13 protein-coding genes and 1 pseudogene are annotated in these 14,357 nt (G+C 52.9%); 5 read left to right on the top strand and 9 right to left on the bottom strand.

Annotation, left to right across the window (positions count from 1 at the left end):
* Nucleotides 1-228 precede the first annotated feature (228 nt).
* Nucleotides 229-543 (top strand): hypothetical protein, encoded by a 315-nt coding sequence (locus tag AC1RJ3_RS03045; protein WP_493077410.1) that lies wholly within the window; start codon nt 229-231, stop codon nt 541-543.
* A 198-nt stretch (nt 544-741) separates the two neighbouring features.
* Here the strand turns inward: AC1RJ3_RS03045 and AC1RJ3_RS03050 are convergent, their stop codons facing one another.
* Complete coding sequence (locus AC1RJ3_RS03050) at nt 742-2,400, bottom strand: UvrD-helicase domain-containing protein (protein WP_493077412.1); 1,659 nt, start codon at nt 2,398-2,400, stop codon at nt 742-744.
* Nucleotides 2,397-4,331, bottom strand: a complete 1,935-nt coding sequence (locus AC1RJ3_RS03055; RefSeq protein WP_493077414.1) for an ATP-dependent nuclease — start codon at nt 4,329-4,331, stop codon at nt 2,397-2,399. Before AC1RJ3_RS03055 ends, AC1RJ3_RS03050 begins: the two co-directional genes overlap by 4 nt.
* A 459-nt stretch (nt 4,332-4,790) precedes the next feature.
* On the opposite strand from AC1RJ3_RS03055, the gene AC1RJ3_RS03060 reads away from it, so the two are divergent.
* Nucleotides 4,791-5,207, top strand: coding sequence for a hypothetical protein (locus tag AC1RJ3_RS03060; RefSeq protein WP_493077416.1), 417 nt, complete (start codon nt 4,791-4,793; stop codon nt 5,205-5,207).
* 22 nt (nt 5,208-5,229) lie between these two features.
* On the opposite strand, the gene AC1RJ3_RS03065 is transcribed toward AC1RJ3_RS03060, so the two are convergent.
* From AC1RJ3_RS03065 to AC1RJ3_RS03075, 3 genes and pseudogenes are all read right to left on the bottom strand, one after another.
* Nucleotides 5,230-6,552 carry a type II toxin-antitoxin system HipA family toxin gene (locus AC1RJ3_RS03065; RefSeq protein WP_493077418.1) on the bottom strand — a complete coding sequence of 441 codons (1,323 nt, stop codon included), beginning with the start codon at nt 6,550-6,552 and terminating at the stop codon, nt 5,230-5,232.
* A 182-nt stretch (nt 6,553-6,734) separates the two neighbouring features.
* Nucleotides 6,735-7,151, bottom strand: coding sequence for a DUF6957 family protein (locus tag AC1RJ3_RS03070; protein ID WP_493077420.1), 417 nt, complete (start codon nt 7,149-7,151; stop codon nt 6,735-6,737).
* Nucleotides 7,152-7,959: 808 nt separating this feature from the next.
* Nucleotides 7,960-8,688 (bottom strand): annotated as a pseudogene (locus AC1RJ3_RS03075) (metallophosphoesterase family protein).
* A gap of 302 nt (nt 8,689-8,990) precedes the next feature.
* On the opposite strand from AC1RJ3_RS03075, the gene AC1RJ3_RS03080 reads away from it, so the two are divergent.
* A complete protein-coding gene (locus tag AC1RJ3_RS03080; RefSeq protein ID WP_493077422.1) occupies nt 8,991-9,452 on the top strand; it encodes a helix-turn-helix domain-containing protein in 462 nt (153 codons plus the stop codon).
* A gap of 120 nt (nt 9,453-9,572) precedes the next feature.
* On the opposite strand, the gene nucC is transcribed toward AC1RJ3_RS03080, so the two are convergent.
* From nucC to AC1RJ3_RS03100, 4 genes are all read right to left on the bottom strand, one after another.
* Entirely contained in the window at nt 9,573-10,298 is a 726-nt protein-coding gene (nucC, locus tag AC1RJ3_RS03085; protein WP_310659702.1) for a CBASS effector endonuclease NucC, read from the bottom strand.
* Nucleotides 10,299-10,361: 63 nt separating this feature from the next.
* On the bottom strand, nt 10,362-11,294 hold the full coding sequence (locus AC1RJ3_RS03090) for an AAA family ATPase (protein ID WP_310659703.1): 933 nt from the start codon (nt 11,292-11,294) through the stop codon (nt 10,362-10,364).
* On the bottom strand, nt 11,294-11,809 hold the full coding sequence (locus AC1RJ3_RS03095; RefSeq protein ID WP_310659704.1) for an HORMA-1 domain-containing protein: 516 nt from the start codon (nt 11,807-11,809) through the stop codon (nt 11,294-11,296). Before AC1RJ3_RS03095 ends, AC1RJ3_RS03090 begins: the two co-directional genes overlap by 1 nt.
* Before the next feature lie 7 nt (nt 11,810-11,816).
* On the bottom strand, nt 11,817-12,782 hold the full coding sequence (locus AC1RJ3_RS03100; RefSeq protein WP_493077425.1) for a CBASS oligonucleotide cyclase: 966 nt from the start codon (nt 12,780-12,782) through the stop codon (nt 11,817-11,819).
* Between the two features lie 185 nt (nt 12,783-12,967).
* On the opposite strand from AC1RJ3_RS03100, the gene AC1RJ3_RS03105 reads away from it, so the two are divergent.
* Together AC1RJ3_RS03105 and AC1RJ3_RS03110 are read left to right on the top strand one after the other, a co-directional pair.
* Entirely contained in the window at nt 12,968-13,291 is a 324-nt protein-coding gene (locus AC1RJ3_RS03105) for a helix-turn-helix domain-containing protein (RefSeq protein WP_099775649.1), read from the top strand.
* Nucleotides 13,292-13,293: 2 nt separating this feature from the next.
* Complete coding sequence (locus AC1RJ3_RS03110; protein WP_493077428.1) at nt 13,294-14,184, top strand: ImmA/IrrE family metallo-endopeptidase; 891 nt, start codon at nt 13,294-13,296, stop codon at nt 14,182-14,184.
* Nucleotides 14,185-14,357 lie beyond the last annotated feature (173 nt).

A 14,357-nucleotide genomic window follows, 5' to 3' on the forward strand; every position in this document is an offset into this window, starting at 1 on the left:
CCGCAGTACTGCACGCAGTACCTGAACACCTTGCGGGCCAATGTCGGAAGCATGCAATCGCACTAAAGGATCAAATCCCGGGTGCCTCTTGAAACTATCCACGGCCCGCCGAATTAATGCTTCAAACGCTGTGGCGTCACATGTTTGCTGCACCGAGAGCCACACTTGAGATTCGAGTTCACTGTGCATTCACGCTCCACTCCTCACCCACTAGGAGCTCCCACCCAGATGTTGTCCGACACGGGTATTTTTTTCAAAAAAAACGCTCGTTTTTTGAAATCGAACCTGAAAGCAGCGGCTTACGCCGCACAGGGCCGATTTTGCTATGCCATGGGGCAGGCCATACGTCAGCGTCAGCAGGTACACCGCAAGAAAAAGGACAAAAACAGAAGCACTGCAAAAGCAAAAACCAACACCGTTTTTCCCAGAAGGAACGGCGTAAGGAGGAGCGCCGAGATCGCTGCTTTTCTGTTGCTCTCAAATATAAAGATCCGTCGCGCAAAAATTTTTTCAAGGGGCCTTCTGAAAAAATATTTCGGTTGACACGACTGCACAGCAAAGCGCATCGGTTCAGCGATGCGTGTGAACTGCAACCTGAGATCTTTCAAAGAATCTAGATCTACCCACACACGATTTATTGCCTGCGCACGAGCGCATCCTCGACCAAGTTCAAAAGGCAAAAAGATGCTGCATCCAAGCGCCTACTCAGGGCCGTTCTCTACTTCGTTCGAACGCGCTGGCTCAAAGATAAGGCGCCGCATAGCTCAAGAATTCCTGCTGCGCAGACCTGTTTGTGTCCCAGCGTTTTGCCAGGGCTGGAGGAGGAGAACGATAGTCTGCGACGGTGAGAATCAGCCGGTGCTTAGCTCTAGAGATCGCAACAAAAAAAACGGAACGCTCATCTGCTATATCACCAAAGAAAGCCTCATTCTCTACGCCGAGGACAATCACGTTGTCGAACTCCAATCCCTTCGACTTATGGATTGTCATCATCTTGATGGAGTCATCGTCCACGAAATGAGCCAACACCTGTGCTGGCGTTCGTGATTCAAAAAAGAGTATCTGCAGTCGCTCATAGGCTTGTTTAACCAGCTCTCGCAATCTGCCCCCTTGCCTGTATTCGTGAGAGAGCATGCAGACTGTATCCCGCCCAATCAGCGTTAAAAAATCATTCGCCCAACGCCGCATCTGCTCAAAGGTACACGCATCCCCAATCCGTCGAGCCTCCTCGCGAATGTTGGACACATGATTACGCAGGCGCTGTTGCACCCTGTAAGCGGACTCATCATCCATCCCTGTAACGTTCAGTACAGAAGCGATCCGAGCTTGGGCCTCCGCCTGCCCATCACCGACTACCACCAAGAGGAAGTCGAGGATTAGGCGAACAATCGGTTCGCTAGCGAAATCCTGCAACAACTGTTCATTGCGAAACGGCACTTGCAACAACCGCAACCGCTCCATCAAGGGATGCCCATAGAGATCCAGTTGCTTTGAGACCAGGATGCCAATTGACGACGGCTCCACCCCCTCTTCCTGTATCCATTGCTGTACTAAAGCACCAATCTTTTCGGCCTCATCCAAGCACGTTGCATATCGATGAATTGCGATCTGGCCCTCTTCCCCTAGGAGTTCCTGATCATCTAATGCCGAAGCTGGCTCCATGATTCGCACCATAGCGTTTTGCATTCTTCGAAGACGCGGTGCCGACCTGAAGTTGTAAAAAAGAGTCAGCGGTTGGGCCTGAAAGTCTTCAATGAATCGTTTGAACACTCCCTTTAACGCTCCCGCCCAACCCATGATCCTTTGCTTGTCGTCACCGACAGCAGTGAGCAAAGCGCCTGATCCCATGAACGCTTCTTGAATCAAGCTGTATTGCTGGGCGGTGCAGTCTTGAAATTCGTCCAAGAACACGTGGGTATACGTAAGCCGTACGGCGCTTCTTGCCATTTCGCTTGATCTGAGAATCTTGATAGCCAAGGGCACCAAGTCATCAAAATGGATCTGGGTGCCGGGCTTGCGAGTCACACCAACGCTGTACTCCGCATCCAGTGCATCTCGGCCTGTGAGCAGAGGTCTGAATTTATCAATCAGGCTTTTGGCGAAGGCATGAAAGGTGTGGCTGTCGACACGCCTGCCGTCGATCTGGCCGCACCGATCAAAAACCCTCTGCCTGAGATTTCGCGCAGCATCTGTCTTGAATGAAATCGCAAGAATACGTTGCGGATACCAACACTGACCGGTACTCAATAAATAATGAGCTCGCTGAGCCAGCACCTCGGTTTTTCCTGCTCCAGGCCCAGCTGATAATGCGATTGAGTGAGCGTTCTCCGAGATCGCGGCAAGCGCATTGCGCTCAAACTTCATTCCGTTCTCTGGTCGCCAGGCATTTAGGGCGATCATTCAGGCAGGCTCTCTAACTTGCTCTTGACCATGGCTATGAGTCGGCTGATGGACGGCGGCATCCATTGCAGTAATTGCTCATCCGATAGCGTGGCCAAAGCGGCAATATGCTCCGCAGGTTTGCTACCTAATTTGAATCGAGCATGGTACGCACCGAAATAGCTTTTCTGCAGATCACTGTACTGATCCAACGCAACCGGGGCTTTGCCAAGGACTGACAGAACGACCGGCAAAGCTGGAGCGACAAGCTCCTCAGGCGTGACTCCGTAAGCAATCGAAAACTGCGTCATCATGGAGAAATCTAGATCGAGTGGAGACGAATAGAAAACTCCATGCCCCTCCAGCCAGTTCACCCACGCGACACCACCCATCGATGTTAAAACATGATCTGCACCATTCCATTTCGGCAGCTTCTCACCCTGCTTTTCTTTTGCATCGATGACGTTTATCGCACCTAGTTGGTCGACGGCGTACTTCAATCGCCCCCAGCCCGCTTGGTGCCGACCAAGATCTAGGTCAAGCAAGGTGACATAGGGAATTTGAAGGCCGTTTAGCAGCCGCCAGAAGTGATTGACATGCCGCCCTCCCAGCGGTGCGACAACGACAGAAGAATCGTCTTCAGCAACACCCGCCGCCTGCAATAGACGTGGAATCACAATCTCCTCGCTGTCTCCTTCACCCAGGATGACCAAGCGGGAAAAGTAGAGCTCAGGAAATGCCTTAACTGCCTCTTGCACGAATTTATGGGCCACATCCGCTTTATCCGGCATGACGATTTGCGTCACTTGGGTATGACGAGCAGGGGTTAACCGCAGATAACGTATGTGCTCTGGATCTACCCGACGCAGCAATGCCGGAGCGTGAGTGGCGATGATGGCTTGTCCGTCATCGCCCGCAGAAAACGCCTTCAACGACTTGATGACGCGCCCCAGGTAATGCGGTGACAAGCTGTTCTCCGGCTCCTCCATCGCAATCAATGTGAACAGAGCTGGACGCAGTTTCAAAACATCAAAAGCTTTCAGGCTGCCCTTAAGCACTTGACTGGCAATGGCCTGAGACGTCAGCACGAGGGTGATGTACAGAAGTGATTGCTGACCATCGCTCAGCCTTGAAAAGTCGACTTTTGCAGCGTCATGTCCAGGCGTAAACCCTACGGTCAAATGGCGTAACAAGCTGTCCATTTCATTTCGATCGAACGAGATTGAGGGCTTCGCGTAAAACGTACCTTTATGCAGGCCATTCCAGGTTGAAGCCAGAACCTTATCGATACCACCTATGGCTGCGTTTCCAGCCAATAGCTGACTAATCTGCCCCGTCAGTTCGGCTAACCCACCCTGCTCAGTCTGCCAATCAGCCGAGCGTAAAAGCCGCCCAAGCAAAGAGTTGGCTGCGTACGAAATATGGTCGGCTGGATCACGCCGAGCGGGCAGGTAGTGGACTTGGATTTCATTGCGATCATGCTTGTTTACGGGCATCACGCGCGACGGCTCGTCAGCACTGTCAACCGCGATCACGTACTGAAACAACTCCTCGACATCACCATCTTCATCAAGGTTAGCCGTGAGGCGAAACCGAACTCGGGGTACGGCGTCTGCCGTGACAAGCGTCAGATGAGAGTAATTGGATGCAATCGTAGGTCGCGGCTCTGTCCCGGGCTCACGCAATTCCGGAAATTCAAACTGAGCTTCGACCCATAGCGTGGTGGAAAAAGTTGCTGCCCCATCAATCGCAGTTTTTTGGCTGTGAAAGTCTGATCGCTGTACTCTTCTTAGCTGTGGGTCGGTAGCAAACATCCTTGCCAGCGCCTGCAGCACAGCCGTTTTACCCGATCCATTCGGCCCGAGGAGATACGTTAAGTCCTCAAACTGAATCGTCGATGGAACAGGCCCAAACGACTGAAAATTCGAAAGTCGCAGTTGTGTAAGCTTCATCGTAATCCTTCCCCCCATGAGGCTGCTCTTTACCGGTGAGGCATTCAGACCAATCAACGCGGTAGATAGTGGATTTCCTATCCCTTGCACCTATGCTTCGAGGTGTGTCAGCGCACGGGTTGTGACGGGCTACGCCGGCATCGGGAGGATCAATGCAAGACCAATTCCCTGCAGATTGCTATATCTCACGAAATGTTCGTCTTACGCAGATTTTTTAAACCGTGCAGATTCTTAGATTCACCTTATAAAGCACTGGCTTTCAGCCATGAAGGTGAGCGATTTTGGGAGGCCCAACCTACAACGGCAAATGACCGGTACTGCTATTTACTTCGAAAGAGGTGTTACCGGACGTTGAGAAGATACAGCAACGTAACCAGGCCCTCCCACAGACCTCACCATACCTAGTTAGGCACGTGACTTGCGATCTGATCTACGTACTACCGTGACAAGGAAACATTGATGGAAACCGACCTGAAGTCTTTATGGCTGCGCGAGAACCAACGGCGCAGACTGCTTTGGACGCTCGAACGAATACGCCCCGGTGCTGAGGAGGCAAAACCGTTGTTCGAAGAGCTCAGAAGCATAGAGCGCCAGGATCTCGAAAACCCAATTGGTGACGCCTATTTGATGTCGGTCGATGAGCTGCGCGAGCGTGTTCCAGAAACAGAATTCCTAGGGAGCGATGGCCACCTTTTCGTTATCGTGCTTGACCAACACATACCCCTGCCCTGGCGTGCGCGATTCGAAGCAGCAAGCGCGCTGTCTTCACGGTTGCCGCAAGGCAGTTATGCGCGCGACTGGCGCCGGTTTCTACGATGCTGGGTGCAAGATATGCAGCACGTTGCTGCGCACAGCGAGTGGTGCGAGGTCGATTGAGTTGGATTTGAACATAAAGGCCTCACATCAACTTCCACCTGCGAAACGTATCTTCGAGACACCTGAGCGGAATCATCGGCGAGCGCCAGGCTTCCTGGGGCAGTCCTAGATCCTGTAGCAAATCCGGCAACGCCAGCAGCAACCGAGCATCCACCTTTAAGCGATCGAACAACCATTCCGGATCTGCCCTATGCGCGAAGCGAGCACACACTGCCCCCCAATCGACCGAACCTAGTCGTTCAATCTTTGTTGACCACCGAGTGATCCGCACAACGCCCTCGATATCCATCACCATAGGCGCAGCGTCGTAGATGGGTGCAAAGCTCACTCGCTCCTTGCCCCGAAGGATCGAGAGATTTCCGCCATGGTTGTCGGTGTTCCCGAGAACCTGGTTGATCAAATCCCGTCGCAAGTATTCGCTAAGCATATCCGGTATTTCAGATTCTTGGCCGGCAGCAATCCATGTTTCCGCTAGCCGATCCACGACATCGAAATGATTTAAACAACTACCTCGATTGCTGACGCCACACAATGAATACATTGACTCTACTGCGATGCGCTCCACTCCCCCCAAAGAGACCTTCCGATCGAATCTTTGCATCCAAATGCTAGGTATCTTCGCTGCTTCGTGGGTCAGACCATCGGCGGCGATCGTGTCGATCCCCAGCTTGCCCAGCGCGCGGTAAAAACAGTATTCGGAATGCAGGATGGCGCGGTCTAACCGAGTGGCGGTGTGACGCGGGAATTTAACAAACCAATGGCGGCGTACATCTGCGTCATCTAGCGCCCCCTCTGGATAAAGCTGACCCGACGCATCCTCCACCAGCAGCATCTTTGGTGCTTCACCGCCGGCCCCAAGAGCACCGCTTATAGCCATTCCCGATTCCCTGGCCTGGTCGAGAAAGCTGATACCTTCCTGAATAACCTCTTCTCGGGTAAACCCACCCGTCACTTTTTCAGCGGGATGCAGCATTCCGGTCGCACCTTTTATACGCAGGTGCCCAATGGGAGCAGCAGCGAATTGCTGCAGCAAAAAGAGATCAATCGACATCCCTGGCGGTACTGCCATTCTCGACAAGAGGTGCCGACGTCCAGCACCGGCTGGGATGATATCGTGCAGAAAAGCGGGGGCAGGCTCACGCCGAATATCCCACTCCAGAGGGAGGTTCGCACTGACGGCAGGCGCTTTAACCGTACCCAGTTGAACGAACTGATCCACAAGATATTCGGGTTGATAGTGGATGATGCACCGGCTCCGCAGGCTATCTCTTGATGAATCGAAGCTGATTACCATTGCATCATGCCAATGGTCTTCCGAGTGAACCTGGAGCGTGATGGATTCCATACATCATCTTGGCAAATTGCCGAAGCCTCACTGTGCCTTGATCAATATGAGTCCGCCGAGCTTTTGGGGTGCAGTGGGTACCCCTGGACAGCGGGGAATAGTTTCTCGATCAGCTTTTCTGAATCACTCCAATCGCGATCAAGGCACTGCGCCCAACTATGGAACTTTTGCCAATCTCGCAACTATCTGATGAGCCCAGACAAATTTTCATTCAGCGCTGAGATTGCAGGCACACTCACGTGCTTTCTTGCACCACGGCCAGCCAGGATGTACAGCTTGTCTTTGCTCTCAAAAAAGCACCCGTAGAAATCTTTTTGATAGCCGGTAATGTAGCCATCGCCAGTAGGGGGGCACGCTTCGCTGTCAAACACAGCTTTGCTTATGAAAAGGACAGTGGGCTGAAGTCCCCGCTTCCCAACTTCACGCGCCTGGGCCTCGGATAGCAGGAGGTCGAGCAACATCCAATTGCGAACAATACAAAATGGCTGATCCTCGAACTCCTCACGCGCCAGTTGAATGAGCTCACCGTCTTCAAGCTGAGAGCCTCCGAGCATCTGGGCGGGGCCATACAGCACATCTTCAATCAAATCTGCTTGCACACTGCTGCCTAGTTTTCTAAAGACTTATAAAGCCACACGGATCCAGACATTTGGGGTCGTGCATCGTGGGAGTTGGGCAACCTTGGATGCCGATTGAAAAGCCTGTCATTCACTAATGGATCAAATTGAAATCGGGCATGGCGCCGTTCTCATGCCACCAGTGACAAATCACGTACCGACTTCCATTGTGCGTTTCACAAAGCTGATATCCCATCAGTTCGAACACCCTTTCGAGCCTCGAAGTACGGATCGTTTTTCCATCCGAAAACCGCCCGCGTGCTTCAGAAAAAACCACTCCGTTCATGCAGGGAGGCTGGAATTCGGCGCAGCACAGGTAGCCTGTCACTTGGACGCCGAAATCAATTTTCTTGGCGTCCAAAACGCATGTTGGGAGCCCCATTTTTTCTTTCCTAAGCCTCGTTTATCACCACTAGCGACCTACCAAACACATCAATGAACTCGGTCGAACCGATCTAAAGCACCATTTTCAAAAAGCCAGTGGGCAACGACGTACACACAGCCATCAATAGTCGTGAAAACGTCGTAGCCTGCACGCTGGCTTCGATCTACAACGGGTAGTGCATGTATGGGTAAGCCTTCGGGGTACCTTTGCGCAGGGTCGCAAAACAGCAGCCCTGTGATTTTTGGAGGGAGCTCCAGAGCACACAACAGGTACCCAACGACGTCTGGATCAGCAATGGCAGCTCGCGCTCTCTCAATGACCGCTGGATACCTGTGAAACCTGAAGTCGGACAATCTCGCTCCGTAAGTTTTGATCCAGTACATCCACCCCCTCCTCCATCACCGCTCAGATTTCAATCGTGAAATCCGAGATGAAGCCTGTGAATTCTTGGGGATAACCACGCGGATTAGAGATGAGTCGGCATCCGCCCAGCTCGATATCAATAGCCCTGTGTGTATGTCCAAAAATCCAAACGTCCACCATCGCAAGAAGTGAGTTCCACCGGTTTGTATAAGCAGCACATAGATGGCCGTCATGCTTATCGCCTGCCACTTCTGCGATTGGGCAATGGTGCGTGACAGCGATTGTTTTCCCTTCGAACGGCTTGGCGAGTTCACCGACCAGAAAGTCGAAGGTATCGTGGTTTCGCTCAATCACGTCTGCTGGTCGCAGACGGCGGAATCTCTCCTCAGCCCTGATCACCTGGAAGTCATTCATCCACTGCCCGCACATCGTCGACGCAGCCACGACGTCGCCGGTCGATGAGAAATCCGTCCAGCCGGTTGTGACCAGAAAACGTATTCCGTTGTGAGTCCAAACTTAGTTTTCCAAGACATGAACGTGGGGTGCAGCAGCGTCTCGCATTTTGCGCAACGTGTGGTCGATGTGGCCTTTGTAAAACTCGTGGTTGCCGCTGCAATAAATGACGGGCTGGCTGAACACCTCGTTTGCCCAACTGACGCCTCTCGCTTGGGTGTCGATGTCGCCGGCCAACACAACGATGTCAGCATCCGTTGTGGGCGGTTCAAACGGGGCGAACTCGTTGTGCAGATCCGAGAAAATCTGGATTTTCATGTTTCGCCCATTTCCAAAAAGTAGGTCGACAACTGGAAAGCGCCATCCATTATCGGCGCCACAAATCAGGGAGATACAACCAAGGCCCTGACTCGATTTAGCTCTATATTGAAAGGTGCATTTCTCTCGAAAGGAACGTTTCGATGCTGACGCCTGCGAGCACCGCAATAGGGAGCTTGCCCAAAGGCCTATCCCACTCGTCTGTCTCAGACATAGCGACCTTGTCAGACCATTATGCCAATACGCATTTGCGTCTGACAACACAAATTCGACATATCGTTCTATTTGACGGGAACGTTTGAATGTCGCTTCGCACCGCCTATGCCGCAACACTGCAATTTCTGCGAGCCCACAAAAAGCTCTCGCAGCAGAAAATTGCAAAGCAGATCAACCAATCTCAAATCAGCCGCTTGGAGGCAGCTGAGAGATCGGTGTCACTGGAGGTAAGTGAGCAGCTTGCTGAGTCCTTTCAACTTGATCCGCTGTCTCTGCTGACAGTCGTTTACGCGGCACATCGTGGGCAATCACCACGCGAGACTCTCCGTCGCCTCCATGACGACCTCGATTCATCGAACTTGCTGGACGTCTCGGTTTCCAACGAACTGGACAAAACCGCACACCCTGTCACCGCGAAAGCGACCAAACTGAAGAGCGACATCTTCGAGTTGATGGATGAAGGACATTCACAGGCCGAGGTTGCCCGTCGGCTTGGCGTATCAAGGCAAACCGTCAGCAAGCATGTACGCGAGCGAGAAAACGATTGATTTAGGGGGGAGTGCCGAAACGCCTCGGAGGTGTCTAGTAAACCCGGGGCGGTTCAGTAAGTGCGGTTTTTTTATTCATATGGATTTCCCTACTTGGCGGCTACGCAAATTGGTAAACAACTATTTGGCCAACCACTTTCCATAGGCATCGATGTCAATCATGGGCACCGTACCGCTGAATTGGAGCTGCGCTATGAGCTTGAATAGGAACGCCGTCGCTGGCTTATTTTCACTTTCAAAATTAAAAGTATTGCCGCCGACATCGTAGAAAAAATGACCATGGGAAGCCACGCAACCGAGGTCTAGTCTTCCTTCAGCCGTATCCACTTTGAGAGCTTTATCGAACGACGGCCCCAATGCCGGGCTCCAATCACTCTCGAAGGTCAACAGACCGCCCAGGATTGGAATCAATGGTTTAGCTGGGTATACACCGCCTGCGTGAGGTATTGGCAGGCTAGTACGGTGAAGCTTGCGAACGCTGGCGACCTTTCGCTGGGCATAGGCGACAAGATCCGCCGAAGCTGTCTGCTTCGCTTCAAAAACAGCATAAACGCTTTCTGCTGGCACGATGATGTGCTCATCAAATTTGAAGATGAATGGGGAATACTGCCGATCAAAGACCACTACGTCGATCTGGTCGCTGAAGTTGCCCAGGCTGTCTACTACAAACGCATTAGCGGCCTGATAACGCTTGGGAAGATACGTATTAAGCATCTCGATCCACACACCCTCGCTCGCGTCACCCTTTGCGCCGGGATGTGCAAACGCTTTGCGCGCTGTTCCTAAACGGAGCTGGATATCGTCATGCAGAGATGCAAGCAATGTAGAAAGTGACCATGTTGACATATAGCCTCCGAAAAAACGGATATGGGTCGAGCATCATGCCTAGCACCTGCTCGCCCCAACTGGTTAACGATCCTGGAAAGCGGGTGTAGGTAGCATTGCTTTGGCTGCCAGTAGTGCTGTTCTGGCGTCCACTGCTGAGCGCGGGTAGGCCGAAAGCACAATGGCAGGGATCAGTCGCTGGTTGATGTCGGAGAATGTAAAACCTGGCGCATCAACTGCTCGCGGGCCGGTCAGCTTAACGAGCTCATCAATCGCCTGAACGCCCAACCCGATGCCTTGCAACTTGGTCGTCAGCAGATACCGCCTCTGGGTCTCGTCTGGACGGCCAAATGTCAAAACTTCCGCCGCACGCCGTTGGACTGCAGGGTCGAGAGCTTTTAGACGGTTGGTGCACATCAGCACAGCTGCCGGCAGCTTCTGATTTGCAATACGATCGATGCCGCGAATTAAGGCGTTTACCCCCGCTCGATCCTCATGGTGCATTTGAGCGTTTTCTCGGGATTGAGCCAGGGCGTCAGCTTCGTCAATGAGCAGCAGCACCGCACCCCGAGCCTTACCACTGCGATTCTTGAGCTTTTCAGCAGCCTCGATTGTGTAGTCGAAGGCAGCCGAAACCAGTTGAGTCATTTCGCCCACCCGCCCCTGACCCCGGGTCGCGAGACTCAATGGATAGAGTGTGATATCAATGCCTTCTTGCCGAGCGACAGCGTCCCCGATCGTCTCCGCCAATTCAGTCTTCCCAGATCCGACATCCCCAGCCAGTACAGCAAGAGGTGGTCGGCGCATTACGGTATCGACTGCAGCCCGAGCTTGCGGGTGATACTTCTCCGCCCACTCCTGCAAGCCAAAAGGGTTGACCAGCAAGCCCAATACCTTGGCGAGCCGATCCTTCTGATCATCAAGACCCACAAGCCGCGCCAGACGCTCCTGTGGTTCAAAGTCAGGGAAAGACACACGCCGCTCAAACAGTTCGTCCAGAGACGGTTTCACGTTCATCAGTAGCTCCTTACGCTTGCGCGATTGAGGGCGCGACCGCCCGCTGAGTAGGTTTTGTCGTTGTCGAGATAACCACTGATGCCGGGTTCCGATGCGCTGCCGCGCGCAAATGGCAAGTCTTTCAGGGCGCTCTCCGTATCTGCAGACGAAGCGTTATGGTATTTCGAGCTGTAAGTCAGGTAGCTATAGAAAGACGCGCCGGAAACGTCCCGCCCCTGCCGAACACGCCCAGGGTCATCATCAGAGCCCGATCCAATCAGGTCGCCCGCGGTGTATCTCAACGTCGGCTCGATCCAATCGTCGCCACGTTTAAAGCCGTACGTAACCTCACCTAGATACCCTGCCTTGAGCAGCACAATCAGCTCCGCCTCGTATTGCTCGATCGAGACATCGCTGGGTTTGCCATAGAAGCGCTGCATACGGCGCAAATCCGTTGCAACCTTGGCTGCCATGTGGCGGGCATGGGTGACGGTAAAAGTCTGCGACTCAGCAACCGTAAAACTGTAGGAAGACATAGTGTGATCACCCCTGAAAAGAAGAGCCAAAGACCTTCTGCCAATAGCCCACCGTCAGCTGTTTAGTCGGCGCGTAGAATGCGGCGTCGATAGCGTCACCTGCGTCCATTGCCGCGTCGATGATCGCGTCGACATTGCGCTGGTTGTACAAACGGGCCACGTTGTTATCGGAGTTAACCGGGTCGATGATCTGAACCAGATCAGTCAAAGGGCCCACCTTGGAGGCAGAGTAGTTATCCTCAAAGACGATTCGCTCGCGGAGCTCGCTGGTGACCAGATAGGTAAAGAACGCCTGCAAGGCTTCAGGGTAATTGGAGAAATTCACGCCGTTGTCGCTCAGCTTGGCAAGGATCAACTCGATCATGAAGGATTTGAACCTGAAGTCCTGACGCTCCTGCTTCATCAGGCGTGCCCAGTATTTGGCGAGTCGAACAACCTGAGCGAAATGCGTCGGGGACGCGCGTTTTCTCGCTTTCGCGAACTCAAGGTGCAACGGAATACTGGTTTCCAGGAAAGACCCATCCTCCTGACTAACCAGGTTGCCCCGCCACTGCGGTAGACCGGAGTACAAGACCGGTACGAGATCGACATCCAGGCCAGACCCTTTGAACGACACGGTTACCGAGTACGTCTGAGGCTGGACTTGATCCGCGCTGAAATTCGGGAACGCCTTACGCAGTCGTTCCGCCAGGTAATCCAGAAGAGCGCGGGTGTCGCGTGGTGCATCTGAGCCACTGATGTAAACCGCAACGTCAATATCATTCAGCGAACGCAGAGCCGTACCCTTGGCCAAGCTGCCCGATACCATCATGCGCTTGAGCGAAAAATCAGGATGATCCGACAGATAGCCCTCCAGCTTGTCCTGCAGGCGTCCTGCCTGTTCCCGGTACTCCTTCGCCTTTTCTTTGGGCAGGTTCACCCGCTCTTCCGCAAATCGGGCTATATCCTTGTGATCAACGTGCTCTTTCGACATCTCATCCCCCCTTGGAGATCTGTAGGTACTAAGGCCGGGCGAGGAGCTCAGAAGGCATGTCGTCGAGCCAAACAAAAAGTTCGGAGTAGCGAACCTTGTGACAAACTGCCCCCGCTTAGCGTCTTTGTCAAACGATTTGTTCGGAATCGTGGTATATTTTTCACCACTACTGGAGGAGATAGGACATGGCTACCCATCTCGGCGAGAAGCTCCGCGACCTGCGCAAGCAACGCGGATTGACCTTGGAAAAGCTCGCGGACATGGCGGGGTTGAGCAAGAGCTACCTATGGGAGCTTGAAAATCGGGAATCTCAACGCCCTTCTGCTGAAAAGCTCACCGCGTTGGCAGATGTTTTGGGAGTAGGAACTGCTTACTTTTTCGAGGATGATCTGAGGGAGCCTGAAGAGAAACATCTCGACGAGGCTTTCTTTCGTGGATACAAGAATCTTGAACCAGATGCCAAGGCGCAGCTGAGAAAGATTCTGGATACATTCAAAAAGGATTTTTGAAAATGCCTGAGCCTGAGGTATGGACACCGCAGAAAGCTGCAATTCGACTGACCAAGATTTGTGATTTTTTCAGTCAGGTTCATGGGGTTCCGCGCTTTCCCGTAGATGTACCAAAACTGGCTCTGGATACAGCGGAGGTCTTTAACTGGCCTGATCCCATTGCCAAGGTGGATGCGGTCGATATCAAGGGATTTGATGGGGCGCTATTTGCCAACGAAGCAAGAAGCCGCTGGATGCTGCTTTACAACAGTGGGTTGGAGTCACCCGGTCGAATCCGCTTTACCCAGGCCCATGAGCTTGGTCATTACATTCTGCACCGCCTCAAGCGCGACGAGTTCAAATGCAGCAGTGATGACATGCTGTCATGGGAGGACAAGAATATTGAAGCCGAAGCTGATCTATTCGCTTCTTTCCTGCTGATGCCGCTTAATGACTTCCGTAACCAGCTCACCACGAGCGTCGACTTCGAGGTGCTGCGTCACTGTGCGATGCGCTATGGCGTTTCACTGACGGCTGCAGCATTGAAATGGATTCAGTGCACCGAAGAGAGCGCAATACTCATCCTTTCTTGCGATGGATTCATGAAGTGGGCATTCCCCAGTGCTACTGCACGCAAGAACGGGGCCTTTTTTCGGACACGCCAAGGAGCTGTGGAAATTCCTGCAGGTTCACTGGCCGCGTCCCCTAACGTTGCGCAGGAGCGCCAAGGAATTGAGCTTCCAGCATCGCTATGGTTTCCACACGCTGATCGAAGCGCCAGCGTGCGCGAGATGAAGATCCAGTCCGAAAAATACGAATATACGATGACTCTGCTGTGCCTGCCGCGTAATGCGTCCGTATGGCCGCCCTTTGCTCAAAGCGACGATGAAAATGGCCGTTGGCGCCGTGATTGATAGGCACGGCATGACAAGCATGAGTGGCATATGAACGCGAATATCCATCGGTTAGTAGTATGAGGTGACGCTCCGGCACGCCACCAAAAATATCTTGCCAACCAGCAGTCCATGAACCGCTTTTACGAGCTCGTTGATGTGCATGGTAGAAGGATCAAACTCGTCGTGACTAA

It is taken from the genome of Pseudomonas sp. GW822-FHT04C11, from assembly GCF_058800905.1.